This window comes from Pseudomonas sp. LAIL14HWK12:I7 (genome assembly GCF_000483465.1).
GTDB classification, from domain to species: domain Bacteria; phylum Pseudomonadota; class Gammaproteobacteria; order Pseudomonadales; family Pseudomonadaceae; genus Aquipseudomonas; species Aquipseudomonas kermanshahensis.
The window spans coordinates 21620-45378 of the sequence record NZ_AXYZ01000005.1 but is presented as its reverse complement, the minus strand read 5'-3'; the positions used below and the strand labels follow the sequence as shown (position 1 = coordinate 45378).

The 23759-nt window shown below is 63.9% G+C and carries 21 protein-coding genes and 1 pseudogene; 11 read left to right on the top strand and 11 right to left on the bottom strand.

Annotated elements, in window-relative coordinates:
- Positions 1-31 precede the first annotated feature (31 nt).
- The gene (locus D886_RS0107005; RefSeq protein ID WP_027593217.1) at positions 32-862 is read left to right on the top strand and encodes an NAD(P)-dependent oxidoreductase; all 831 of its coding nucleotides are present in this window, start codon (positions 32-34) and stop codon (positions 860-862) included.
- A 53-nt stretch (positions 863-915) separates the two neighbouring features.
- On the opposite strand, the gene D886_RS0107000 is transcribed toward D886_RS0107005, so the two are convergent.
- Complete coding sequence (locus D886_RS0107000; protein WP_027593216.1) at positions 916-1833, bottom strand: LysR family transcriptional regulator; 918 nt, start codon at positions 1831-1833, stop codon at positions 916-918.
- Positions 1834-1940: 107 nt separating this feature from the next.
- Here D886_RS0107000 and araD1 point away from each other — a divergent pair, with 107 nt between their 5' ends.
- From araD1 to D886_RS0106955, 9 genes are all read left to right on the top strand, one after another.
- Entirely contained in the window at positions 1941-2939 is a 999-nt protein-coding gene (gene araD1, locus D886_RS0106995) for an AraD1 family protein (protein ID WP_027593215.1), read from the top strand.
- Positions 2940-3003: 64 nt separating this feature from the next.
- On the top strand, positions 3004-4320 hold the full coding sequence (locus tag D886_RS0106990; protein ID WP_027593214.1) for an MFS transporter: 1317 nt from the start codon (positions 3004-3006) through the stop codon (positions 4318-4320).
- A gap of 27 nt (positions 4321-4347) precedes the next feature.
- On the top strand, positions 4348-5901 hold the full coding sequence (locus D886_RS0106985; protein ID WP_027593213.1) for a UxaA family hydrolase: 1554 nt from the start codon (positions 4348-4350) through the stop codon (positions 5899-5901).
- Between the two features lie 44 nt (positions 5902-5945).
- A complete protein-coding gene (locus D886_RS0106980) occupies positions 5946-7526 on the top strand; it encodes an aldehyde dehydrogenase (NADP(+)) (RefSeq protein ID WP_027593212.1) in 1581 nt (526 codons plus the stop codon).
- 113 nt (positions 7527-7639) lie between these two features.
- Positions 7640-10132 carry a DNA ligase D gene (gene ligD, locus D886_RS0106975; RefSeq protein WP_027593211.1) on the top strand — a complete coding sequence of 831 codons (2493 nt, stop codon included), beginning with the start codon at positions 7640-7642 and terminating at the stop codon, positions 10130-10132.
- Complete coding sequence (locus D886_RS0106970; protein WP_027593210.1) at positions 10132-11175, top strand: acyl-CoA dehydrogenase family protein; 1044 nt, start codon at positions 10132-10134, stop codon at positions 11173-11175. The genes ligD and D886_RS0106970 overlap by 1 nt, the downstream gene beginning before the upstream one ends.
- Positions 11172-11921, top strand: coding sequence for a PIG-L deacetylase family protein (locus D886_RS0106965; RefSeq protein ID WP_033694007.1), 750 nt, complete (start codon positions 11172-11174; stop codon positions 11919-11921). The genes D886_RS0106970 and D886_RS0106965 overlap by 4 nt, the downstream gene beginning before the upstream one ends.
- An 11-nt stretch (positions 11922-11932) precedes the next feature.
- A complete protein-coding gene (locus D886_RS0106960; RefSeq protein WP_027593208.1) occupies positions 11933-12532 on the top strand; it encodes a bifunctional 2-polyprenyl-6-hydroxyphenol methylase/3-demethylubiquinol 3-O-methyltransferase UbiG in 600 nt (199 codons plus the stop codon).
- The gene (locus tag D886_RS0106955) at positions 12529-13191 is read left to right on the top strand and encodes a glycosyltransferase family 2 protein (protein ID WP_027593207.1); all 663 of its coding nucleotides are present in this window, start codon (positions 12529-12531) and stop codon (positions 13189-13191) included. Before D886_RS0106960 ends, D886_RS0106955 begins: the two co-directional genes overlap by 4 nt.
- Positions 13192-13247: 56 nt before the next feature.
- Here the strand turns inward: D886_RS0106955 and D886_RS0106950 are convergent, their stop codons facing one another.
- From D886_RS0106950 to D886_RS0106910, 9 genes and pseudogenes are all read right to left on the bottom strand, one after another.
- Positions 13248-14090 (bottom strand): Ku protein, encoded by an 843-nt coding sequence (locus D886_RS0106950; protein ID WP_027593206.1) that lies wholly within the window; start codon positions 14088-14090, stop codon positions 13248-13250.
- Between the two features lie 111 nt (positions 14091-14201).
- On the bottom strand, positions 14202-14783 hold the full coding sequence (locus D886_RS0106945) for a nucleosidase (protein WP_027593205.1): 582 nt from the start codon (positions 14781-14783) through the stop codon (positions 14202-14204).
- A 46-nt stretch (positions 14784-14829) separates the two neighbouring features.
- Entirely contained in the window at positions 14830-15981 is a 1152-nt protein-coding gene (locus D886_RS26785) for a carboxylate-amine ligase (RefSeq protein ID WP_050580727.1), read from the bottom strand.
- A gap of 6 nt (positions 15982-15987) precedes the next feature.
- Positions 15988-16941, bottom strand: a complete 954-nt coding sequence (locus D886_RS0106935; protein WP_027593204.1) for a class I SAM-dependent methyltransferase — start codon at positions 16939-16941, stop codon at positions 15988-15990.
- Positions 16941-18275 carry an iron-containing redox enzyme family protein gene (locus D886_RS0106930; protein ID WP_027593203.1) on the bottom strand — a complete coding sequence of 445 codons (1335 nt, stop codon included), beginning with the start codon at positions 18273-18275 and terminating at the stop codon, positions 16941-16943. Before D886_RS0106930 ends, D886_RS0106935 begins: the two co-directional genes overlap by 1 nt.
- 67 nt (positions 18276-18342) lie before the next feature.
- Positions 18343-18462, bottom strand: a pseudogene (locus D886_RS0106925) (general stress protein); the annotation flags it as partial.
- Positions 18463-18685: 223 nt separating this feature from the next.
- A complete protein-coding gene (locus tag D886_RS0106920) occupies positions 18686-19969 on the bottom strand; it encodes an NTP/NDP exchange transporter (protein WP_027593201.1) in 1284 nt (427 codons plus the stop codon).
- A 4-nt stretch (positions 19970-19973) separates the two neighbouring features.
- Complete coding sequence (locus D886_RS0106915) at positions 19974-20882, bottom strand: aldo/keto reductase (RefSeq protein WP_027593200.1); 909 nt, start codon at positions 20880-20882, stop codon at positions 19974-19976.
- A gap of 88 nt (positions 20883-20970) precedes the next feature.
- Positions 20971-21852 (bottom strand): Dyp-type peroxidase, encoded by an 882-nt coding sequence (locus tag D886_RS0106910; protein ID WP_027593199.1) that lies wholly within the window; start codon positions 21850-21852, stop codon positions 20971-20973.
- Between the two features lie 197 nt (positions 21853-22049).
- On the opposite strand from D886_RS0106910, the gene D886_RS0106905 reads away from it, so the two are divergent.
- Complete coding sequence (locus tag D886_RS0106905) at positions 22050-22949, top strand: bile acid:sodium symporter family protein (RefSeq protein WP_027593198.1); 900 nt, start codon at positions 22050-22052, stop codon at positions 22947-22949.
- 12 nt (positions 22950-22961) lie between these two features.
- Here the strand turns inward: D886_RS0106905 and D886_RS0106900 are convergent, their stop codons facing one another.
- Positions 22962-23429: a sterol desaturase family protein gene (locus tag D886_RS0106900; protein ID WP_027593197.1), complete on the bottom strand. Its 468-nt coding sequence runs from the start codon at positions 23427-23429 to the stop codon at positions 22962-22964.
- Between the last annotated feature and the right edge of the window lie 330 nt (positions 23430-23759).

Genomic DNA, 23759 nt, shown 5'->3' with positions numbered 1-23759 from the left:
CCCAACCACCCCTCACGCCAAGGCGCTCGCCATGACCACACCCTCCTCGCCCACCCTGGGCAAACCGTTCAACCGCCTGCTGCTGACCGGCGCCGCCGGCGGTCTCGGGCAGATCCTGCGCGAAGCCCTGCAGGCGCACGCCAACGTCGTACGGGCTTCCGATATCAGTGCGATGGCGCCCGCAGCGGGCGCCCATGAAGAAGTGATCAGTTGCAACCTTGCGGACAAGGCCGGTGTACTGGCGCTTGCCCAAGGCGTGGATGCCATCGTCCACTTGGGTGGGATTTCCACGGAGCGTGCGTTCGAAGAAATTCTCGACGCCAATATCCGCGGCACTTTTCATATCTATGAAGCCGCACGCAAGCACGGGATCCCACGGGTGGTGTTCGCCAGCTCCAACCACGTCACCGGGTTTTATCCGCAAGACGAGCAGGTGGATGCGCAGTCTGTGCGTCGCCCAGACTGCTATTACGGGTTGTCGAAATCGTATGGCGAAGACCTCGCCACCTTCTATTTCCACCGTTACGGCATCGAGACCGTGAGCCTGCGCATCGGCTCGTCATTCCCAGAACCGCGCAACATGCGCATGCTCTCGACCTGGCTGAGCTATGCAGACCTTTCGCACCTGGTAGAACGGGCCTTGCTCGCTGAAAACGTTGGCCACACCGTGGTGTATGGCGTGTCGGCCAACCGCGAGCTGTGGTGGGACAACCGCTACGCGGCGCACCTGGGCTTCAATCCGCAGGACAGCTCGGAGCGCTTTCGCGCAAAACTCGAGCAACAGCCAAAACCTGCCACTGACGATGCCAGCGCGCACCTGCAAGGTGGCGCCTTCACCGTCGCTGGTCCATTCGGCGACTGACCCCGCGCTCTGCCACCCTTTAAAGCCCCTTGCACCCGAGCGGTGCAGCGGGCTCATGCCATTAGAATGCTCACCAGCATCTGCGCAGGCCGGCTCAACTCCACGCCCTTGCGCGTGACCACTTCGTACGGCTCGCTGCGCGACTTGAGCTGCAGCGGCAGGCGCACCAGCATGCCATGGTCCAGTGCGACCTTGGCCACATCCCACGGCATCACAGCGAGCAAGCCCGGGTCCTGCAGCAGCATCGACAAAGTAGTGAAGGTCGATGACGTTTCAATCGGGTATTGCGGAAAGCTCAGGCCCGCTTCGCGGAATTCGCGCTCCAACGTCAGGCGCATGGGCATGTTGACCGGGAATACCACCCAACGTGAACTGGCCAGCTGCGCAAGGCTCAAGGTCTCGCTGCCGGCCAGGGCGTGTGCAGGGTTGGCTACCAGCACCAATTGCTCCTGGTGTTTCGGCACACTGTCGTAGGCGGCGGGCCGCGGGCTGACACTGGTCCGGCAGATCACCACGTCCAGGCGGCCCTGGTCGAGCAGGTTGAGCAGGCGGTCGCTGGTGTCCTCAACTACCGACACCGACAGGTCTGGCTGGCTTTCACGCAAGCGCGCCAACCCCTCCACCAATATCGGCACCGCCCCCATGATCGTGCCGACCGACAAACGCCCCCCATGGCCCTGCAGAATACCCAGCATCTCTTCACGCAGGTGTGCCAGGTCGTTACTGATCAGGCGCGCGTAGCGCAGCACGCAACGGCCCAGGTCATTGGCCTCGAGGCCCTTGCTGGTGCGCTCGAACAGCACCGCGCCCAGGGTCGATTCAATCTCGTTGAGGGCTTTTGTCGCCCCCGGTTGGGTGATCGACATGGCCTCGGCCGCTTTATGAATCGAGCCCAGCTCATCCAGGCTGATCAATAACCGCAACTGGCGCAGGCGAAGGCGCGAGGCCATGGAACTCAGGGGTGGCAGCATAGGGGATCACTTAAAGTTATCACGGGGTCAGCAGGTCTCATTAGGCAGCAACGGCGGGGAAAATTAAAGTGACCTGCATCTTCAACAAGAACAACACAGGAACCCGCATGCGCCTGATCCAATTTGAAACCGCACCCGGCCAACGCCACGTCGGCGTGGTCGAAGGCGACCTGATCCAGGTCGTGCGTGATACCCACTCCATGCGTGAGCTGGCCTTGGCCGCGATCCGCAACCACACCAGCCTGGCCGCAGAAGTGCTCGAACGCGGCCTGGACAGCACGCAACACAGTTACCGCCAGGCCCTGAGCGACTGCCGCGTACTGCCCCCGCTGGACCACGAAGACCCAGCCCATTGCCTGATCAGCGGCACCGGCCTGACCCACCTGGGCAGTGCTGCCACCCGCGACAAGATGCACCAGCAAAAAATCGACGATGCGGCGGCGTTGACCGACACCGCGCGGATCTTCCAGTGGGGCATCGAAGGCGGCCGCCCTGCACCGGGCACCGCGGGCGTACAACCGGAGTGGTTCTACAAGGGCGACGGCTCCATTGTGGTCCGCCCTGGCCAGGCCTTGCAGCGCCCGGCCTTTGCTGAAGATGCCGGTGAAGAACCCGAGCTGGCCGGCCTGTATGTGATCGGAGATGATGGCCAGCCCTACCGCCTCGGTTTTGCCATCGGTAACGAGTTTTCCGACCATGTGATGGAACGACGCAACTACCTGTACCTGGCTCACTCCAAATTGCGCAGTTGCGCCTTTGGCCCTGAACTGCGGGTCGGTGAGCTGCCCCGCCACCTCGATGGCATCAGCCGGATTCGTCGCGGCAACCAGGTGATCTGGGAAAAGGCCTTCCTCAGCGGTGAGGACAACATGTGCCACTCGCTGGACAACCTGGAGTATCACCACTTCAAGTACGCCCAGTTCCTGCGCCCAGGCGATGTGCACGTGCACTTCTTCGGCACGGCGACCTTGTCGTTCGCCGACCAGATCAAGACCGCCGAGGGCGATGTGTTCGAGATCAGCCTGCCTGATTTCGGCGCCCCCCTGTGCAATGGCATTGCCGGGACGCCTTCGGCCATCTCACCTGGCGAGGTGAAGACGCTCTGAACCGACGGCGGCGCAGGGCCGCGCCGCCGCGGCATTTCATAACAATCACAACAGTGAGATGAGCATGAAACACACCCCTTACCCGGCGGCCACAACCGCCACGGCCAGCACAGACACCGCCAAGCCGACCACCGTGCGCTGGCGGATCTTCTTGATCCTGCTGTTGCTGGCAGCGATCAACTACATCGACCGGGCGTCGCTGTCGGTGGCCCTGCCCTTGATTTCTGCCGAGTTCGAACTCACCCCAGCACTTGAAGGGTTGATCCTCAGCGCGTTCTTCTGGTCCTATGCCCTGATGCAGATCCCAGCCGGTGTGCTGCTCGACCGCTTCCAGGTGCGCAACATCATTGGTGTCGCCACCATCGGCTGGGGCGCCTTCCAGGCGCTGGGCGGCTTTGCCCACAATTGGATCACCCTGCTGGTCACCCGCATTGGCCTGGGCGTGGCCGAGTCGCCGATCATGCCGGCGGGCGCCAAACTCAACGGCGCTTGGTTGACCCCCAACGAGCGTGGCCGCGGCGCCACCCTGGTCGACGGCGGCGCGCCGCTGGGCACAGCGTTTGGCGCGATCATCATCGCCGGGCTGATCACCTGGTTCGATTCCTGGCGCATCGCCTTCATCATCGCCGGTGTCGGCACCGTGGCTGCAGGCATCTGGGCCTGGTGGTACATCCGCAACCACCCCAGCGAACACCCGCAGGTCAACGCCGCCGAACTGGCCTACATCACCCAAGCCAACGACGCCGCGACCCAGGCCAACGGCAACCGCAAGGCGGTACTCAAAGAGCTGCTGAAAAGCCGCTCGGTGCTGTGCATGTTCGCCGGCTACGCCTGCTACAACAGCGTGTTCTATGGCCTGCTGACCTGGATGCCAAGCTACCTGCACCAAGCCCACAACCTGGACATCAAGGCCATGGGTGGCGCGACCTTCCTGATCTTCATGTGCGGTTTTGTCGGCGAGCTGGTGGGCGGCTGGATCTCGGACAAGTGGAAAGCCAATGGCGGCCAGCCGAACACGGTCATGCGCAGCATGTTCGCAGGCTCCGCTGCCGTCGCCGCGCTGTGCATCCTGCTGGTGGCCTACACCCCCGATGCTGCACGGGTGATCGCCCTGCTGTGCGTGGCGCTGTTCTTCATCCGCTGGTGCGGCATGTACTGGTGCCTGCCGGCCATTCTCGGCGGTAAATCCAAAGCCGGCGTTCTGGGCGGCAGCATGAACTTCTGCGGCAACATGGTCGGCGTGCTGGTACCGATCCTGATCGGCCTGATCGTGCAGTTCACCGGTTCGTACTTCTTGGCCCTGATCTTCTTCGTGGTCATGGCCTTCGGCCTGATGCTGTTCTCTGGCCTGATCGACTATCGCGAGCGCGGGCTGGCCTGAGCCACGCGCCCTATTGAGGTAACTGTCATGCAACTCATTACAACAACAGGCAGTGAACGCGCTGCCCACGCCGTGATCCGTCTCAACCCGCTCGACGACGTGCTGATCGCCCGCCAGGCCCTGCCCGAAGGGTTGCTGCTGGACGAAGGCATCACCGTTCGCCAGCCAATCCCTGCTGGGCACAAGGTGGCGGCGCGCGACATTGCGGCCGGCCAGCCGCTGCGCCGCTACGGGCAGATCATCGGCTTCGCCAGCCAGGCCATCACCGCAGGCGAGCATGTGCACGTGCATAACCTGGCAATGGGTGACTTTGCCCGTGACTACGCCTTTGGCGTCGATGCCCGTGGCGCGCAGGCGCCCAACGACGACACCTTCAGGGGTATCGTCCGGGCCGATGGCCGGGTCGCCACGCGCAACTATGTCGGCATCCTCACTTCGGTGAACTGCTCGGCCACCGTGGCCCGGGCAATCGCCGACCATTTTCGCCGTGACATTCACCCCGAAGCGTTGGCGCCGTACCCGAACGTCGACGGCGTGGTGGCCCTGACCCATGGCGTCGGTTGCGCCGTCGACCCCTCTGGCGAGGCCTTGGCCATGCTGCGCCGGACCTTGGGCGGCTATGCCGTGCATGCCAACTTCGCCTCGGTGCTGCTGATTGGCCTGGGTTGCGAAACCAACCAGATCCCTGAGCTGCTCGCCGCCCAAGGGTTGCAAAGCAGCCACACCCTGCGCACCTTCACCATCCAGGGCACTGGTGGCACCAGCAAGACCATCGCCAGCGGCATTGCCCAGGTCAAGGCGTTGCTCGCCGAAGCCAACCAGGTCGAGCGCCAGCCAGTCAGCGTGCGCCACCTCACCGTGGGCCTTCAATGCGGGGGTTCGGACGGCTACTCGGGCATCACCGCCAACCCTGCGCTGGGCAATGCCGTGGACCGGCTGGTAGCCGCAGGCGGTACCGCGATCCTGTCGGAAACCCCCGAAATCTACGGTGCCGAGCACTTGCTGACGCGCCGCGCCGTAAGCCAGCAAGTCGGTGAAAAGCTGATCGCCCGCATCCAGTGGTGGGAAGCCTATTGCCAGCGCATGGGCGCCGAGCTGAACAACAACCCTTCGGCCGGCAACAAGGCCGGTGGCTTGACCACCATCCTGGAAAAATCACTGGGTGCGGTCGCCAAGGCCGGCTCCAGTGACCTGGTGGATGTGTACGAGTACGCAGAGCCGGTGCGCGCCCATGGCCTGGTGTTCATGGACACCCCCGGTTATGACCCGATCTCGGCCACTGGCCAAGTCGCCGGGGGTGCCAACTTGATCGCTTTCACCACCGGCCGCGGTTCCGCCTACGGCTGTGCGCCCTCGCCGTCCATCAAGCTGGCGACCAACACGCGGCTGTGGGAAACCCAGGAAGACGACATGGACGTCAACTGCGGCGGCATTGCCGACGGCAGCATGACCATCGAAGAGCGCGGCGAGCACATCTACCAGATGATGCTGCGCATCGCCTCGGGGGAGCGCAGCAAGAGCGAACAGCATGGCTACGGGCAGAACGAGTTCGTGCCGTGGCAGATCGGCGCCATTACCTGACTGCTTGCCTTGATGTACCTGCCTTAACGTTTATCGGAGCCCTCATGACCCAGATTCTTGGTCACAATTACATCGGCGGCCAGCGCTCGGCGCAAGGCAATACGCTGCTCAAGAGCCTGGATGCCAGCACTGGCGAAGCGCTGCCCGGCGCATTCAGCCAAGCCACCGAAGCTGAAGTGGATGCGGCCGCAAAGGCTGCTGCCACGGCCTTCCCGGCCTACCGCAACCTGCCGGCCGAGCAACGCGCAGTGTTTCTGGAGGCGATTGCCGACGAACTCGATGCAATGGGTGACGCCTTCATCGCCACGGTATGCCGTGAAACGGCCCTGCCCGCCGGCCGAATCCAGGGGGAACGTGCCCGCACCAGCGGCCAGATGCGCCTGTTCGCCACGGTGCTGCGCCGGGGTGATTTTTACGGCGCCCGCATTGACCGAGCGCAGGCGCAGCGCCAGCCGCTGCCGCGCCCGGACATACGCCAGTACCGTATCGGGGTGGGCCCGGTTGCCGTGTTCGGGGCCAGCAACTTCCCGCTGGCGTTCTCCACCGCAGGCGGCGATACCGCGTCGGCCCTGGCCGCCGGTTGCCCGGTGGTGTTCAAGGCGCACAGCGGCCACATGGCCACCGCTGAAGGTGTAGCGGATGCCATCTTGCGCGCCGCGACGCGCAGTGGCATGCCGGCGGGCGTCTTCAACATGGTCTACGGTGCGGGCGTCGGCGAGTGGCTGGTCAAGCACCCGGCCATCCAGGCCGTCGGTTTCACCGGCTCGCTCAAGGGCGGTAACGCGCTGATGCGCATGGCTGCGGAGCGGGCGCAACCGATCCCAGTGTTTGCCGAGATGTCCAGCATCAACCCGGTGATCCTGCTGCCTGAAGCGCTGGCTCAGCGAGGCGCTGCACTGGCCCGCGAGCTCGCTGCGTCCGTGACCCTGGGCTGTGGCCAGTTCTGCACCAACCCAGGCCTGGTGCTGGGCATGCGCTCTGCTGCATTCAGCCATTTTGTCGAGCACCTGCAAGCACAAATGGCTGCGCAAGGCGCCCAGACCATGCTCAACGCCGGCACCCTGGCCAGCTACCGCCAGGGCCTACAACACTTGCACGGGCACCCCGGCATCACCCACCTGGCCGGCGCCGAGCAAGGCGAGCGGCAGGCGCAGCCGCAACTGTTCAAGGCCGATGTCAGCCTGCTGCTGAACGGCGACCCGCTGCTGCAGGAAGAAGTGTTCGGGCCCACGACCCTGGTCATTGAAGTTGAAGATCAGGCGCAACTGAGCGCCGCCGTGCAAGCCCTGCGCGGGCAACTGACCGCCACGGTCATTGGCGAAGCAGCAGAACTGACAGGCTTCAGCTGGTTGAGTGAATTGCTCCAGGACAAGGTCGGCCGCGTGTTGTTCAACGGCTACCCCACCGGCGTCGAGGTGTGCGATGCGATGGTCCACGGCGGCCCATACCCTGCCACCTCGGACGCCCGCGGCACCTCGGTGGGGTCGCTGGCGATCGATCGCTTCCTGCGGCCGGTGTGCTTCCAGAACTACCCTGATGCGATGCTTCCTCCTGCGTTGCAGAACGCCAATCCGCTGGGTATCTGGCGCCTGGTCGATGGTGAGGGCAGCCGCTCAAGCTGCTAAAGGGCCATGTGCCCCCGTCGAGCCGTCAGGCGCTCGACGGGGGGAAATTTTGAACTCCCCTCACCGCACTCTCTCCCACCTGAAGAGCCCCCGCGATTCTTCAGGACCCCGCCATGGCCAAGCCCCTGCAGGAATACCAGCGCAAGCGTGACTTCAATGCCACGCCCGAGCCGAGCGGTAAACGTGGCCGGGGCCGGAAGCCCCATGCCCTGCAGTTCTGCATCCAGAAGCACGACGCCAGCCACCTGCACTACGACTTCCGGCTGGAGCTCGACGGCACGCTCAAGAGCTGGGCCATCCCCAAGGGCCCGTCGCTGGACCCGAAGGTGCGGCGCTTGGCCGTGCACGTCGAAGATCACCCGCTGGACTACGCCGATTTCGAGGGCAATATCCCCGAAGGCCATTACGGCGCGGGCGATGTGATCGTCTGGGACCGTGGCATCTGGGAGCCTGAAGGTGATGCGCAGCAGGCCTACGCCAAGGGCAAGCTGCGCTTTCGCCTGCAAGGCGAGAAGCTCAACGGCGTCTGGAACCTGTTCCGCACCCACCTGGCTGGCAAGAAAGAGCAATGGATGCTGGTCAAATCGCACGATGGCGAAGCCCGTAGCGAGGCCGATTACAGCATCGTCGAGGCCCAGCCCGACAGCGTGCTCAGCGAGCGCACCCTGGTCCCCAGACGTAGCAAGCCTGCCGAAAAAGCGGCGCCGCGTACCCGCAAACGCAAGGCAGACGCACAGAAGGCCCCGTTACCCGACACGCTGCAACCGCAACTGGCGACGCTGGTCGACTCGCCACCCGCCGGCGACTGGTTGTACGAGGTCAAGTTCGATGGCTACCGGATTCTCGCGCGCATCGACGGCGATGACGTGCGTCTTTTTACCCGCAATGGCCACGACTGGACCGCCAAGCTGCCCCATCAGCGAGATGCACTGCGCACGCTGGGCCTCGACTCGGCCTGGTTGGACGGCGAAATGGTGGTCAATGACGAACACGGTGTGGCCGACTTCCAGGCCCTGCAGAACGCGTTCGATGTCGAGGACGATCAGCACATTCTCTACTACCTGTTCGACCTGCCCTTCCTGGGCGGCGAGGACCTACGCCAGTTACCGCTGCAAGCGCGGCGCAAAACCCTGCAACAGCTGCTTGAACGGGCCGACTCAGAGTGGCTGAGGTTTTCCGAAGGTTTCGATCAGCCGGTCGACTCCCTGCTCGACAGCGCCTGCCGCATGAACCTGGAAGGCTTGATCGGCAAACGCGCCGACAGCCCTTACACCGGGCGCCGCAGCGCCGACTGGGTCAAGCTCAAGTGCCAGCAACGCCAAGAGTTCGTGATTGTCGGCTACACCGACCCCAAGGGCAGCCGCAGCGCTTTTGGCGCCTTGCTGCTGGCCGTGCACGACGACAGCGGCGCGCTGCGCTATGCCGGCAAAGTCGGTACAGGGTTCAGTGCTGCCACCCTGGAAACCATTCATGCGCGACTCAAACCGTTGGAAACCCCCAAGCCGATGCTGAGCAAGCCGCCGACCGGCGCCGAAGCCCGGGGCGTGCACTGGCTCAAGCCGACGTTGCTGGCCGAAGTCGCCTACGCACAGATGACCCGAGACGGCGTGGTGCGCCATGCGGTGTTCCACGGCCTGCGTGATGACAAACCCGCGACCGCGATCGACCTGGAGCACGCCATGCCTGGCAAGTCCGTGGCTAAAACCCACGCTCAGCACAAGCCCGAAGCGTTGGGCGAACTGCGCCTGACCCACCCTGACCGCGTCATCGACGCTACCCGCGCCACCACCAAACGCCAAGTCGCCGAATACTATGCGCAGGTGAGCCAATGGATCCTGCCCCAGCTGAAAAACCGCCCTGTGGCGCTGGTACGCGCGCCCGATGGCCTCGGTGGCGAGTTGTTCTTCCAGAAAAACGCTGGCCAGCTGCACATCCCCAACGTGGTCAGCTACGACAAGAAACAGGCCGGCCAGGCTGCCATGGTCATCAACCGCGCCGATACCCTGCTGGGCGCGGTGCAGATGAACATGCTCGAACTGCACACCTGGAACGCCACCGACAAGGACTTCGACAAACCGGACCGCTTCGTGCTCGACCTGGACCCGGACCCGGCGCTGCCCTGGAAGGCCATGCTGGAGGCCACGCAGCTGACCTTGACCCTGCTCGACGAACTTGGCCTGAAGGTGTTTCTGAAGACCAGTGGCGGCAAGGGCATTCACATTGTCGTGCCGCTGACCCGAAAAGCGGGCTGGGATGAGGTGAAGGACTTCAGCCATGCGATCGTCGATTACCTGGCCAACCTGTTCCCCGATCGCCTCAGCGCCGTGTCGGGGCCGAAAAACCGGGTCGGGCGGATTTTCATCGACTATCTGCGCAATGGCAAAGGCGCCACCACCGCCTGTGCCTACTCCTTGCGTGCGCGGGAGGGCCTGCCGGTGTCCGTGCCGATCTGGCGTGAAGAGCTGGCCGGGCTCAAGGGTGCCAATCAATGGCACATCGGCAACCTGCACGAGCGCCTGGCCGAGGTGGACGACCCCTGGGCCGACATGGGCAAGACCCGTCAATCGATCACTGCGCGCATGCGCAAACAGCTAGGGCTGGGCTGATGAGCATCATTCAGGACTTTGATTTGAACACCCTCGACCGCCTGTTGCGCACCTTCACCGAACGGCCGCAGGCGCTGAACCTCGATACCCAACTGCCAGCGCTGATGCAGGCGCTGCAGGCCGACCACCTTGACCTGCTGCCCCTGCCCGGCCAGGGCAACACGCTGCGCCGCTGGCAGAGCCTAGCCCGCATTGCTGGCTGTGACATGGCCTTGGCCAAGCTCTACGAAGGCCACACCGATGCCTTGGCGATCTTGGCCGAATGTGGCGCCGCGCACCATGCGCAGGACGGCATCTGGGGTGTATGGGCGGCGGAACCGCCAGATGCCCGCGCACGTATCGTCGAGCGCCAGGGCGAGCAGGTGCGGCTTTCGGGCCGCAAGGCGTGGTGCTCGGGCGCCTTGCAAATCGACCGCGCCCTGATCACGGCATGGGGTGAAGACGACCAACCGCAGCTGGTGGCCATAGAGCTGTCGCACCCCAGCCAAGGCTTGCGTATCGAACAGTGGCAGGCGGTCGGCATGGCCATTACCGCGAGCGTCGAGGTCGAGTTCAACCATACGCCTGGTATCGCCATCGGCCGGCCCGGGCAGTACCTCTCCAGACCCGGTTTTTGGCACGGAGGTGGTGGCATCGCGGCGTGCTGGTACGGCGGCGCCGAGGCCCTGGCGGACTACCTGCGCGAACACTGTCGCAACCCGCGGCCAGACCCGCACGCCGACGCGCACTTGGGGGCTGTGGACGCCGCCTTGTGCGGTGCCAGGGCGGCGCTGCGCGAGTGTGCGGGCTGGATCGACCGCCAGCCGGGCGCAGACGCCTGTTTCGAAGTACGGCGTACCCGCGCACAGGTCGAACAGGCCGTCGAGCACGTGATCCATCACGTGGGGCGCGCCTTGGGCGCCTCGCCGTTTTGCCGCAGCAGCCACTTTGCCCGGTTGAGTGCCGACTTGCCGGTGTTCCTGCGCCAGAGCCACGCCGAGCGTGACCTGGCCGCCCTCGGACAGCAGCTGGCTACCCTGCCGGCAGGAGCCTGGCAACTATGAATTTGATCGAGTCGAGTAGCGGTACCCCCTGGTCGGCCTGGCAGCACGCCGCGCACCTGGCCAGGGCCACCTGGATCGACCCAGGGCAACTGTGCCCGCCTGGCCGCCGGCTTGTAATGATCGCCCCGCACCCGGATGACGAAATTCTTATGGCGGGTGGTTTGCTGGCAGGCTTTCATGGGCGCGAGGACGACCTGGTGTTGGTCTCTGCTACCGATGGCGAAGGCAGCCACCCAGGCTCCAGCCACTGGACCGAGCACCGCTTGCGCAGGCAGCGGCCGCTGGAGAGCCGCCACGCCCTGCAACAGCTCGAACTTGACCTCAACCGGCTGGACTGGCGCAGGTTGCACCTGAAGGACGGCGCGCTGCCGCGGGACGAGGCGTTTCTAGTCAACCACCTGAGCCAGTTGCTCAAGCCTGACGACGTGCTGATGGCGACCTGGCGCAACGACGGCCACTGCGACCACGAGGCGGTGGGCAGGGCCGCCGCGCAAGCGGCAATGGCGCGCAAGGTGCAATTGGTGGAGGTGCCGGTCTGGGCCTGGCACTGGGCGCAACCTGACGACCCTCGCCTGCCCTGGCCACGGGCTCATCGCGTGCAGCTGGATGAAACCCGCCTGGCCCGCAAGCGCAAGGCCTTGGCCGCGCACATCAGCCAACTCGTGCCAGATGAAGGCCAACCGCCCGTGCTGCCAGCGAACTTGCAGGAGTGCCTGCTACAGCCTTTCGAATTGGTGTTCTTGTAAAGGGAGTTGTCATGAGCCTCGACGCACAGTATTTCGCCGACCTGTACGCCAGCAGCGAAGACCCTTGGGCCTTTCGCACCCGCTGGTACGAAAAGCGCAAACGCGAGCTGGTCATGGCCAGCCTGCCCCGCCAATGCTATGAGCGCGTGTTCGAGCCTGCGTGCGCCAATGGCGAGCTGAGTGCCTTGCTGGCCGAGCGGTGTGCAGACTTGTTGTGCCAGGACTTGAACCCAACTGCCGTAGGCCTGGCGCGGGAACGCTTGACCGGGGTCAGCCACGCCTCGGTCGAACTCGGCAGGCTTCCGGGTGATTGGCCCGGTGGGCGCTTTGACCTGATCGTGCTGAGTGAGTTGGGTTACTACCTTGATCCCACCGATTGGTTGCAAGTGATCGAACAGTCAGCCGCCAGCCTCAGCGACGACGGCGGCCTGCTGGCCTGCCACTGGAAACACCCGATCGCGGGCTGCCCCCAGGACGGGCGTGAAGTGCATCGCATGCTGGGCAAGCATCTGCCGCTGTACCCCGTCTATCGCCATGAAGAAGCGGACTTTCTGCTCGAGTACTGGTCTTGCCAGCCCAGCGTGGTCGACCTTGACGAGACCTGCCCATGATTGCCGTGGTCATACCCGCGCACAACGAAGCGCGCCGCCTGGGTCGTTGCCTCAAGTCCGTGCGGGCGGCTGCAGACCAGGCTGAGTTGGCGGGCTATCGGGTCGAAATACTGGTGGTGCTGGACCGCTGCAGCGATGGTAGTGCGGCGGTTGCCAGGCGGCACCAGGTGCAGACACTGGAAGTGCACGCAGGCAATGTTGGCATGGCGCGCAGTGCCGGCGCGGCACAGATGATCGAACAGGGCGCCAGCTGGCTGGCCTGTACCGATGCCGACAGCCAGGTGCCTCCGCATTGGTTGCTGTCGCAACTGGCGTGTGGTGCGGACGTGGTCTGTGGCACCGTGCATGTGGAGCGCTGGCAGCCCTGGCAGAAAGCCGCGTTGCGCCGGTTGTACCTGAGCCATTACCAGGCGCGAGAGGGGCACCGGCATATCCACGGCGCCAACCTTGGGGTCAGTGCGCAGGCGTATTTGCGTATCGGGGGGTTCCAGCCGTTGCCGGCCCATGAAGACGTACAACTGGTGCGCGACCTGGAGGCGCACGGTGCGCAGATCTCCTGGACGGCACGGCACAGCGTGGCGACCAGTAGCCGACGCGACAGCCGCGCCCGGGAGGGGTTTGGGGATTTCCTGGCGGGCCTTGAAGCCTCCCCCTCCTGAATCGCAGGCTTATAGCGCTCCCACAGGCGTGGGCTGCCGATACATAGATGGAAAGATCAAGAAGCCTTCCGGGTCCGCTTGGTAGGTTTCTTCTTGCCAGTAGCCCCAGCCTTGCCCCCCAAACTGCGCTTGAGCAACTCGGTAAGGTCGATGATGTCGGCACTTTTCTCCGCACTGCCGCCCTCGCCCTTCTCGACCACGCTGATCTTGCCTTTACTGGCCTTCTCTTCCACCAGGTCCATGATCGTCTGGCGGAACGCATCGTGGTATTCATCCGGCTGCCACGGCCCGCTCATGTCCTCCACCAGCCGCTTGGCCATGTCCAGTTCACGCTTGTCTACCTTGGTGTCGGTCACGCTCTTGTCCAGCTCCAGCGTCTCCAGCCCTCGCACTTCCTCTGGCCAGCGCAAGGTGATCATCACCAGTGCATCGTCCAGCGGGCGCAGCAGCGTCAGGTGCTGACGGGTATGCAACACCACCGTGGCCAAGGCCACCTTGCCGGTACTCGCCAGGGTTTCGCGCAGCAGCGCGTAAACCTTGCCGCCACGGCGGTCGGGGGCCAGGTAATACGGGGTATCGAAATGCTGAAGGGGGATTTCGCCAGCATCGACGAACGAGAAAATATCAATGGTCTGGGTGGCTTCAGGCCGGGCCGTGCGGATCTCCTCCTCGCTGATCACCACATAGCGGCCTTTTTCATACTCCACACCTTTGACGATGTGCTCCTTGTCGATTTCCTTGCCTGTGACCTTGTTGACCCGCTTGTACCCGACCGGCTCCATGCTGCGTTTGTCGAGCCAGTCGAAATCCACCCGCTCGGTGCGCACAGCGGTATTGAGCGAGACAGGGATGTGCACCAGCCCAAAGCTGATCGCGCCTTTCCAGATTGCCCTAGCCATCGTTAATCACCTCCCGCCAGGCCCCGCGTCTATCGGGGCTTCTACTGGAAGTGACTGCGGCGCGCCGGGAAGGTTTAGTCAGGCTGCCCTGCGGCGGGCAGCGCCGCTTTTTTAGCTGAACAACACACGCTTGAAGGCTTCGGCGGCCAGGTGCACCTGCACCGACCAGTCGTCTGCCGCGTCGCTGCCGGCATCGTCTGAAATGTACTTGAGGCACACGAACGGAATGCCTTCGTCACGGGCGATCAGGGCCAGCACATAGGCTTCCATGTCGACGATATCGTAAGGTGCCTCGCCGTGACTGACTTCGAAGCTGTCACCACTGCCGCAGGTACCCAGGGCAAGCCCGGGGATTTCCTCGCCGTGTTCCAGCAGCACCGGGATGTCAGACAGCGGCGTCTCGTACCGGGCGAAGCCCAAAGGCGTGACGTCCATGTCGCGCTGCACGAAACGGGTACAGCACACTACCTCGCCCTTGCCATAGCGTTGGCTGCCGGCAGAGCCCAGGTTGACGATCAACTTGGGCTTGCGCTGGGCAATGGCCTTGGTCAGTGCGATGGCGGCATTGACCTTGCCGATGCCGGTGAACACGGTGTTCACATCGGCAAACACAGTGCCCGCCTCTGCCTCGAGGGCGAAGACAAAAAGCGTGTCGGTCGGGGTGATCTGGGGAAATTGCTTGATCAGCATCATGGCGCAGGACGTTCCGAGTGGCTGCAAAGGGCGCGGCCATTTTCGGTCAACCCTGTGTAATTGCAACCCCAGCCGTTGGCAATGCGGCGTTTCCTTGCGTCACCACCTGCTCGACCACGGCCTGTAAAGCGTGTGCTGCGCTTTGCCCATCGGCGTGTGCGCGCGCCAGGCAGTGCAATTGCCGGTCCGCGCTGGTGCCCTCGCGCAGAATGCCGTGGGCATGCTGGAAGGCGCGTTCGGCGTCGACAGTGTCGACCGGAAACTGGCCCTGCAACTGCCCAAGCCAGCCTTGCGCCGTGACCGGCTGCTGCGCATCGGCACCGATGAATTGGCCATGGCGCCCATAGCGCATGGCTCGCCAGTAGTTTTCCTGTGCGACCCAGCGCAGCTCGCGATTGAAGGGGCTACGTTCATGCCTTGGCTGCAGGCTGTGCTCGACCAAGTGACGAAACACGCCGGCAATGCTCAATGCGTCCTCAAGGCAAGGGCAACCATCGCAGATACGCAACTCGACTGTCGGAAAGCGCTGCGAAGGCCTGATCGCCCACCAGAAATCACCCTTTTCTGCCAGTGAGCCGGTCCTTTGCAGCAAGGCTCGGTAGCGCTCGTAGGCGGGCCAATCCGCTAATGGCTCTGGCAGCCCCATGTGCGGCCACTCGCCACAAATGACCCGCCGGTAGCTCATGTAGCCGGTCGCCTGGCCCAGCCATAAGGGTGACGATGTGCTGAGCACCAGTAGCAACGGCAACCAGGGCACCAGGCGATTGATCAGTTGCATGCGATCGCAGTCAGCCGGTACGCCTACGTGCACGTGCAACCCGTTGAGCAGGCTGCGCCGTGCCACATGCCGGTAGTCGTCGAACAGCTGACGGTAGTGTGCCGAGGCTGCCGGCTTATGCCGTAACCAAGGTGCATTGGGGTGGCTGGCTGCGCCATACAGGCCCATACCCTGCGCCGCCAGCACGTCGGTCAGCCGCTGCCGCGCATGCACGAAGAATTCCCGTGCCTGGTACAGGTTCGAAAACACCGGCGAGGCGACTTCTATCTGGCTGCGGAACATCTCCTGCACAAAGTACGGCCCCACTGCCTCTCGGCAGTGCCTTGCCAGGCTGGGCGCCGGCATCGCTGGGACTTTGCCAGTGGCAAGGTCCACCAACAAATACTCCTCTTCGATGCCGAACGTGCAAGGCCGCGGCATAGGCCTTCAGCCGTTGCGAGTGACAGTGAGCGCTACGGCGGCAATGCGCTCCACCTGTTCATAGCCGGGCTCGGCCAGTTGTTCGCCGAACACATCGGGGTCCATTTCCCGGTAGACCCAAGACCACTCCGGGCCCGCCAGGCGTAAACGAACAGCTTCAAGCAAGGCATCGCGGCCTTCGACGATCGCAACACCGGTGTAGAGCAACAAGGTGCCCCGCGCACTCAAGCGCTCCAGCGCCTGCTCGACGATACGCAGCGACAGCGCCTCGCCCAGCTCCCCACCGCCGTGGCGGTAGGTGCGCGCGCTGAGGTCGAGCATGTAGGGGGGATTGGCGACAATCAGGTCGAAAGGCCCGGTTATGCCATCGAGCAGGTCACTGGCGGCCACCGACACGTTGTTGATACCCGCCAATGCGGCATTGATGGCGGTGTAGCGTAGCGCAAGCGGATTGATGTCCACCGCGCTGACCTGCGCGTGCTGGGCGGCGCGCGCGATGATCAAGGCGCCCACGCCGGTACCGCAACCGATGTCGACCGCATGCTCCACCCGAGACAAGCGGTGTTTCAGGTGATCGTGGATGACCTGGGCAAAGCGGTAACTGTCGGGGCCGAAGAAAACTGCGTCACTGGCGTGGGTCGGGTAAGCCGAATGGACCAGCAGCAGGTCGTCCAGGCTTGACCAGCGCACCGTGCTGGCCATCAGCTCGCAGCATTGCGTCAGCACCTGCGCGCGCTCCAGCTGGTGTAGTAGGTCAGCAGGCATCAGCGAAGGCGCGAAGGGGCGGCTCCAGCCGAACACGTCGCGCACGTTCGTCGCCTGCCTGGCGGCATCGCGGGCATTGTTGCGGGCATGGGTGGCCGGGCTGACGCAGGTGAAGCGGTAGCCGTCGGCTCGCAGGCATTTGCCTAGTTGCAGCAAGGCCTCATCTGCCTGGCCTTGAGACGAGTCGAGCACCATCAATGGCATCCCTCTTGAATCAGGCCGGTTGCGCGGACGAAGGCTTGAGTAGCCTGCAAACCTTCCGGCAACGCGTGACGGTTACCGGACATCCGCTCCATAAGGGTAGCAAGCGCTTCTGGGGCGATGCTGGCGATCGGTACTTCGCTCAAAGCTGAAGGTGTATCCCAACTGCCAGGCACGACGCGGCGGGTCGTGGCCTGCCAGTCGTCGGCGATCCAGTCATGCCACAATTGTTTTTCGTACGCCGTGAACACCCCGAACATGGCCGCCGTTGGCCCTTCGATCAGCTTCCACCAGCGGCTGTTCGCCGGGTCCTCGCCGCGGCGAATCCAGCCCTGGGCCTGCAGGGCACTGACAAAGGCCGGGATGGCCCCAGGCTCGGCTAGCCATTGATTAATGGTGCGTTGCTGCAAGCGGCAATGATCGGAGTGCATGAACTGACCATACTGGCGCTTGCACTCCAAAGCCGCGAACAGCTGCGCTTGAAGGTCAAACTGGCTGACCAGGGTGGCAGCCGAGATGCCCAGGTCGTTCAGGCGGTAACCCCGCCGCACCCGCTGATAGAACGCCTGTGGGTCTTCTGCGGGGCACAGTTGGTGCAACGCCTGGATAGACAACTGCGCGTGACCACTGGCAGCGTTGTCGATGGTCACGTGCAACTGGAAGTAGTGGCCATCGATACCCAGCTCCGCCAGCTCGTAAGTGGTGATCAGCAAATGCAGCGGCGGTTGTTCGTAGCCAAGGTTGTAGCCCAGCACTTCGGGCAGAAATTCGTCGCAGTTCTGCCCCAAGGCCAGTTGCACGGCACCTTGCAAATAACGGTCGTCATCCAGAGACGGCCGTTCCAGGCAGCCGAGGCGGCTAAGTAGCCGTTGGTAGATCAATACATGGTTACAGCGCGGGTCGCCATTGCCCAGTTCTTCCAGGTAAGTGCGGATCAGCCCGTGGTAACGCGGGTCTTGCCAATGCTGCAGCGTGCCGTGCAACCAGGCCCCGTCCACGGCCTTGGTCGGCGCAATTTGCTGGAGGAACCACAACGCATGGGCGCGGTTGCTGAAAAACTGGCGTGGCCCACCTTGATGGCGCTGCTGGAGGTATTCGGCATAGGCCTTGGCCACCTCAGCGGCATGCTGGGCGCTCCAGGCAGGCAGCTGTGAAGGGTTGGCCGGCAGGTCGTCGGGGGACTGCTCGACGCGGGCGATCTGTTCATTAAGCCACGCAGCGCTAGTGGCGTCGTGGCCTTGCAATAGGGTCTGGTACCGGTGCTGCAGGCTATGGCTTGGGGTCATAGACCTTTCATGAGTAACGGTCTTGCAGGTCATCACCGTCATGCCGTGTGCCTCTGAATGCAGTGCCAGGTCGCCCTGGCACTGCGGATCCCTCGGTTACAAACGACGGTTACGAACGACCGCCTTTGCGGCTGGTGTCGTGAGGCATGTTGCCCCCCGAAGACTGGCCGCCTTTACGCCCGGCTTCGGACGCTTTTTCACGGTCGTTGGCGAAGTTGCCTGGGTTCTTGCTGCCGCCTGGGCTGCCTTCCTTGCCTTGGGTGCCGGTGCGGCTGTTCTCTTTGTTAGCCATGGTCTTCAAGCCTCGTATGACTTCAGGATGCACGGCACTGGGCCGTACATAGCTTCGGAGTTCGGCGATATCGAGGGATTCGTTTTATTGCCGCACGTTCGGACCGGTGGCGTTAAATAAGGGAAGGTTACGTATTTGGTGCGCCAAGCGACCGCCCGCCTCACTCGGCATCGGGTGCATCGAGCTGCGCCTGGCGGCGACCCAGCCAGGCGCCGGTGCCGGCCCAGCCCAACGCGATCGCCGCGCCAATCAGCATCGCCAACTGCGGGTGCTCCGCGATCACATCCAGTGCCCGCTTGAGCCAGCCGCTGAGGGCGTCACCGCCGCGGTAGACCACGGTGTCGATGAAGTTCTTGGCTTTGTACTTGTCTTCTGCCGACAACACGGTGAAGAGCATCTCCCGTCCCGGCCGGACCAGCGCATATTCACCGGCCCGGCGCACCACCGTCACCACCACGAAGGCGGCGAACACCGGGGCAACTGCCAGCCAGGCAAAGCCTGCGGCCATGATCAACGGCACCGCCACCAGCAATATGCCCACGCCCATCCTTCGCGCTAGCCGCCCCGTCAGAAACACCTGCGTGAGAATCGCCAAGGCCTGGACCACGGTGTCGATCAGGCCGAACACCTGGGTTTGCCGGGTCCGGTCGGTGAAGGTCTCGCTGACGATGCGCGCCTGTTCGAAGTACAGGAACGTGCTGACACTGGCCAGCAGCACCACGAACAGCGCGATGCCCAACAGGTAAGGAGCGCGCAGCACGGCAGTAGCCCCCGCGAACGGGTTGCCACCCAACGGCTTGGACGTCGAGCGCTGCAGATGGGCCGGCAGCGGATGACGGTCTCGCCAGCGCTGCAAAAACAAGGCAGCGCCGGTGCTGCCTAGCAAACATAGCCCGGCCAGTACCAGCAGGCCTGCATGCCCCAGCGGACCCACCAGCAACGTACCCAGGATCGGCCCGCAGAGGCCGCCCAGGCTGGCACCCGCTGCCAGCAGGCCAAACAACCGTTTGCCTTGTTCGGTGGCAAACAGGTCGGCAAGCACGCTCCAGGCCAGTGAAATGGTCAGCAAGTTGAACACCGACAGCCAGATATAGAACGCGCGCGCAGTCCATACATCGTCCGGGGCCCGGGCAAACAGCACCGCGAACAGCAACAGGTTGCTGGTGAAGAACCCGTAGGTCCAGGGCAGGATTTGCCGCCGCCGCACCTTGGATGCCAGCCAGCCGAACAGCGGCAGGCATGCCAGGGTGGCGACGAAGGTGCCGGTGAACAGCCACTGCAGGTTATCCACGCCACCGGCCACACCCATGGTCTCGCGCACCGGGCGCAGCATGAAGTAGCCGGTGAACAGCAAGTAGAACAACAACAGGCCGGCAACCACCGCCGGCCCTTCGCCCGGTTGTATGTTCAGCCCTTGGTCCAGACGCCGCCGCCAGCCTTGCATGGTGTCAGCCGAACTGTTCGATCAGCGCCTGTTGCTGCGCCTGGCTGAGCACTGGCGTATGTCCGGCCTTGAGCTGGTCGAGCTGGCGATCCGGCCGGCTGGTGGCGGGAATGACCGTGGTCACTGCCGGGTGGCTGATGGCGAACTTCAGAAACAGCTGTGCCCAGCTGCCGATACCTACTTCCGATGCCCAGCCAGGCAACGGTTGGTCCTTGACCCGGGCAAACAGCCGGCCGTCATCGAACGCCCGGTTGATCAGCACCGCGACGCCCTTGTCTTGGCACAATGGCAGCAGCTCACGCGCGGCCTGTGGGGCGTTGACCGAGTAGTTGATCTGAATGAAGTCGAGCGGTTCGCTACGTACGATCCTGGCCACTTCATCCTGGCCGCTGTTCAGGTAATGGGTGATGCCGACGTAGCGGGTCTCGCCCTGCTGCTTTAGTTCACGGGCGTAAGGCAGTTGGGTCTGCCAATCGCGCAGGTTGTGGATCTGCAGCAAGTCGACTTTGTCGGTGCGCAAGCTGCGCAGGCTGCCTTGCCACTGCGCTTGTGCGTCGGCCTGGCTGTCGGCGGCGATCTTGGTGGCTAGAAAGCACTGCTTGTGCCAGCCGCCCTCTTCCAGCAACTGGCCCAGAATGCTGTCGGCCCCCCCGTAGTTGGGCGAGGTGTCGATGACCCTGCCGCCACCTTCGAAGAAGGCCCTGAGCACCGCGCCGAGCTGTTGGTACTGAGGCGAGCCGGCCTCGACCTCGAAACTGCCAGAGGTACCGGCACCGATGACCGGCAAGGCCTCGCCGGTGGAAGGGATAGTGCGCGTCAGCAGGCCACTCGCCGCCCCTGCGTGCAGCCAAGGGCTTGCGGCCAGCAACCCCAAGGCTGCACCGGCGCGTAGGACATCACGACGTGCATACATGGAAAAGCCCCCGTCATGAACCGGAAACTTTCAAGGCTAGCCGCTCTACCCCGCCTCGGCGAGTGATTCTGTATCTGGATGTTAGCGATCAGGCCTGCAACAGCAGGCGCAGGTCCAGGCCGGTTTCACCCATCGGCGGGCACCAGTAATAACCACCGGTCAGTGGCCGGCTGAAGCGGTAGAGGCCGTCGATGATGCCGTCTTCCAGGCCGCTCATGCGCCGCAGTTGCACTTCGAAGGCATCGAAGCTGTGGCCCAGCGCCACGAAGGCAAGGCCAGCACCACGGGCGTCAGCCCAGGCGACCGAGCGACGGACCATGAACGCCTCAGGTTCGAAGCTTTCCTGGGCGGTGCGTTTGACGTGCGCGGACGGCGGGGCGTCGTCAAGCTCTTCGTTGTCGCTGAGGCGGCGGCCGATGATGTTGTCCTGGTCCGCCTGGGGCAGCGACTTGAAGTACTCCAAGTCATGCTTCCACAGTTGGAACGCGGCAAAGCTGGAACCGTTGAGGCCAGGGGGCGCGTCGTCAACGATGGCGGCTTGCACGGCGTCTTCGTCCACCGGGTTCTCGGTGCCGTCTTCATAGCCGGTCAGGTCGTGGCCACCCCGGTGCAAAAAGCCATCGACGCTGTCTGCCAGGCGCAACGCCGGTGCCAGCGCGTGTTCCAGGGCCTGGGCCCGCAGCAGCAGGTCGCCACGCTCGTTACCCCGCAGCCACAGCCACAAGGCGTGCTGGGTGCTGGGGTTCTCCACGGCGGCGTCGAGCAGCGGGAAGGCACGCAAACCCGGCACGTCACGGCCCAGGGCCTTGGCCAGGGTCGCGCCGACGCCCAGGATCAACTGTTGGCCGTCGACCTGCGGCAGCAAGGCGTCGAGGGCGGCGGGCAGCGCTTCGGGCGAGTGCAGCGTGAAGAACAGGTGGCGGGCATGGGCCGGCACCGGCGTGGCAAGCAGACCTTGCTGAAACAGCATGACAGGCTAATCCTCGGTAAAAGCGCGCATGCTACTGCGCCGGGACGCCCATCGCAACGCGGCATGCAGACGCTGCGCACGGTGCACTCGGTAACAAAAGGTTACCAAGAGGTGGCGCTTTGCAATTAGCTATCAATGCAGTGCCACCTACACTCCTCGGAATCCTTTGTGCGACTCCCTGATCCGAGAGCCCCTTCATGACTGCCTCGCCCCTGCTCACCGCATTTCTGCCCCTGGCCCTGGGCATCATCATGCTCGGCCTCGGGCTGTCGCTGACCCTGGCCGATTTCGCCCGTGTGGTGAAATACCCCAAGCCTGTGGTGATTGGCCTGGTCTGCCAGATCCTGTTGCTGCCGCTGGTGTGCTTCCTGATCGCCAACGGCTTTGGCCTGGAGTCCGCCCTGGCGGTGGGGCTGATGCTGCTGGCGGCCTCGCCGGGGGGGACCACGGCCAATCTATTCAGCCACCTGGCCCACGGCGATGTGGCATTGAACATCACCTTGACGGCGGTCAACTCGTTGATTGCGATCCTCACCATGCCGCTGCTGGTGAACCTGTCGCTAGGCTGGTTCATGGCCTCGGACCAGGCCATCCCGCTGCAGTTTGCCAAGGTGTTGCAGGTGTTCGCGATTGTCCTGCTGCCGGTGGCGCTGGGCATGTTGATCCGCCACTTTGCCCCGCGCTTTGCCGCACGCATGGAAAAACCGATGAAGCTGGTGGCGGCGCTGTTTCTGGCTTTCACCATCATCCTCGCGCTGGCCAAGGACTGGCAGACGGTGGTCGAGTACGCCCCCGTGGTAGGCCTGGCTGCCCTGTTGTTCAACGTACTGAGCCTGGCCGTAGGCTACTGGGTGCCCCGGCTGTTGAAGATTCCCAAGCGCCAGGCCATCGCCATCGGCATGGAAATCGGCATCCACAACGGTACCCTGGCGATCGCGCTGGCCTTGAGCCCTTCGTTGCTGAACAACGCCACCATGGCGGTGCCGGCGGCGCTGTACAGCCTGATCATGTTCTTCACGGCGGCAGGGTTTGGCTGGTGGGTGAGCCGCGGGCACGTGGCAGAAACCGTTGAGGCTGAGGGCAACGCGGTCAACTGACCGCAGTGACGGTCAGGGCCGCTCGCGTCGGTCGCGCAACTGGCGCTTGAGCACTGCAAGGGGCGGAGCGTAGAAAAAGCCGAACGACACGCTGCCTTGCCGGCCTTTGACCGCATGGTGAAGCCGATGGGCACGATGCAGGCGCTTGAGGTAGCGGCTGACTGGCCGCGGTTTTTTGGGCCAGTGGCGATGAAAGAAGCCGTCGTGGGCCAGCACATACAACAGGCCGTACCCCGCCACGCCCCCACCCACCCACTGCAAGGGGGCGTACCCGGCTTTACCCAGCGCCACCAGGCCGGCGGCGATCAGCCCCAGCGCAAGCAGGTAAATGTCATTGGTCTCGAGCATACCCAGGTGTGGCTCATGATGCGAGCGGTGCAGCCACCAGCCCCAGCCATGCATGATGTACTTGTGCGCCAGTGTGCCGACACCCTCCATGGCCACCAGTGTGCCGAGCAGCACGGCGAGATTGAACAGCATGTAACGGGTCCGGGTGATCGCAAGGGAAGGCGCAAGGTTACCGACTACCCGCCTATTTTTCCATGCAGGCGTGACGGGCTGTAGGCACTTTCCTGATGAAGCCCTTGTCATGTTTTTACCCTTGACCTCGCCTATCTCGGGGCGTAAGGTCCGCGACGCAATTTCGCATCCCCAAACAGGAGTCCTGCATTGGACAGTAGCCCCAGTCGCTTGCGACAGGCCCACTTGGCGAGCTAGTCCGGCAGTGCCCTGCCACTGTCTCGCCGTCATGGCTTGATGGTGGATTTCTTCAGCCCCCGTGGCTGCAGCTTCCTCTTTTCTTCCCTTCTG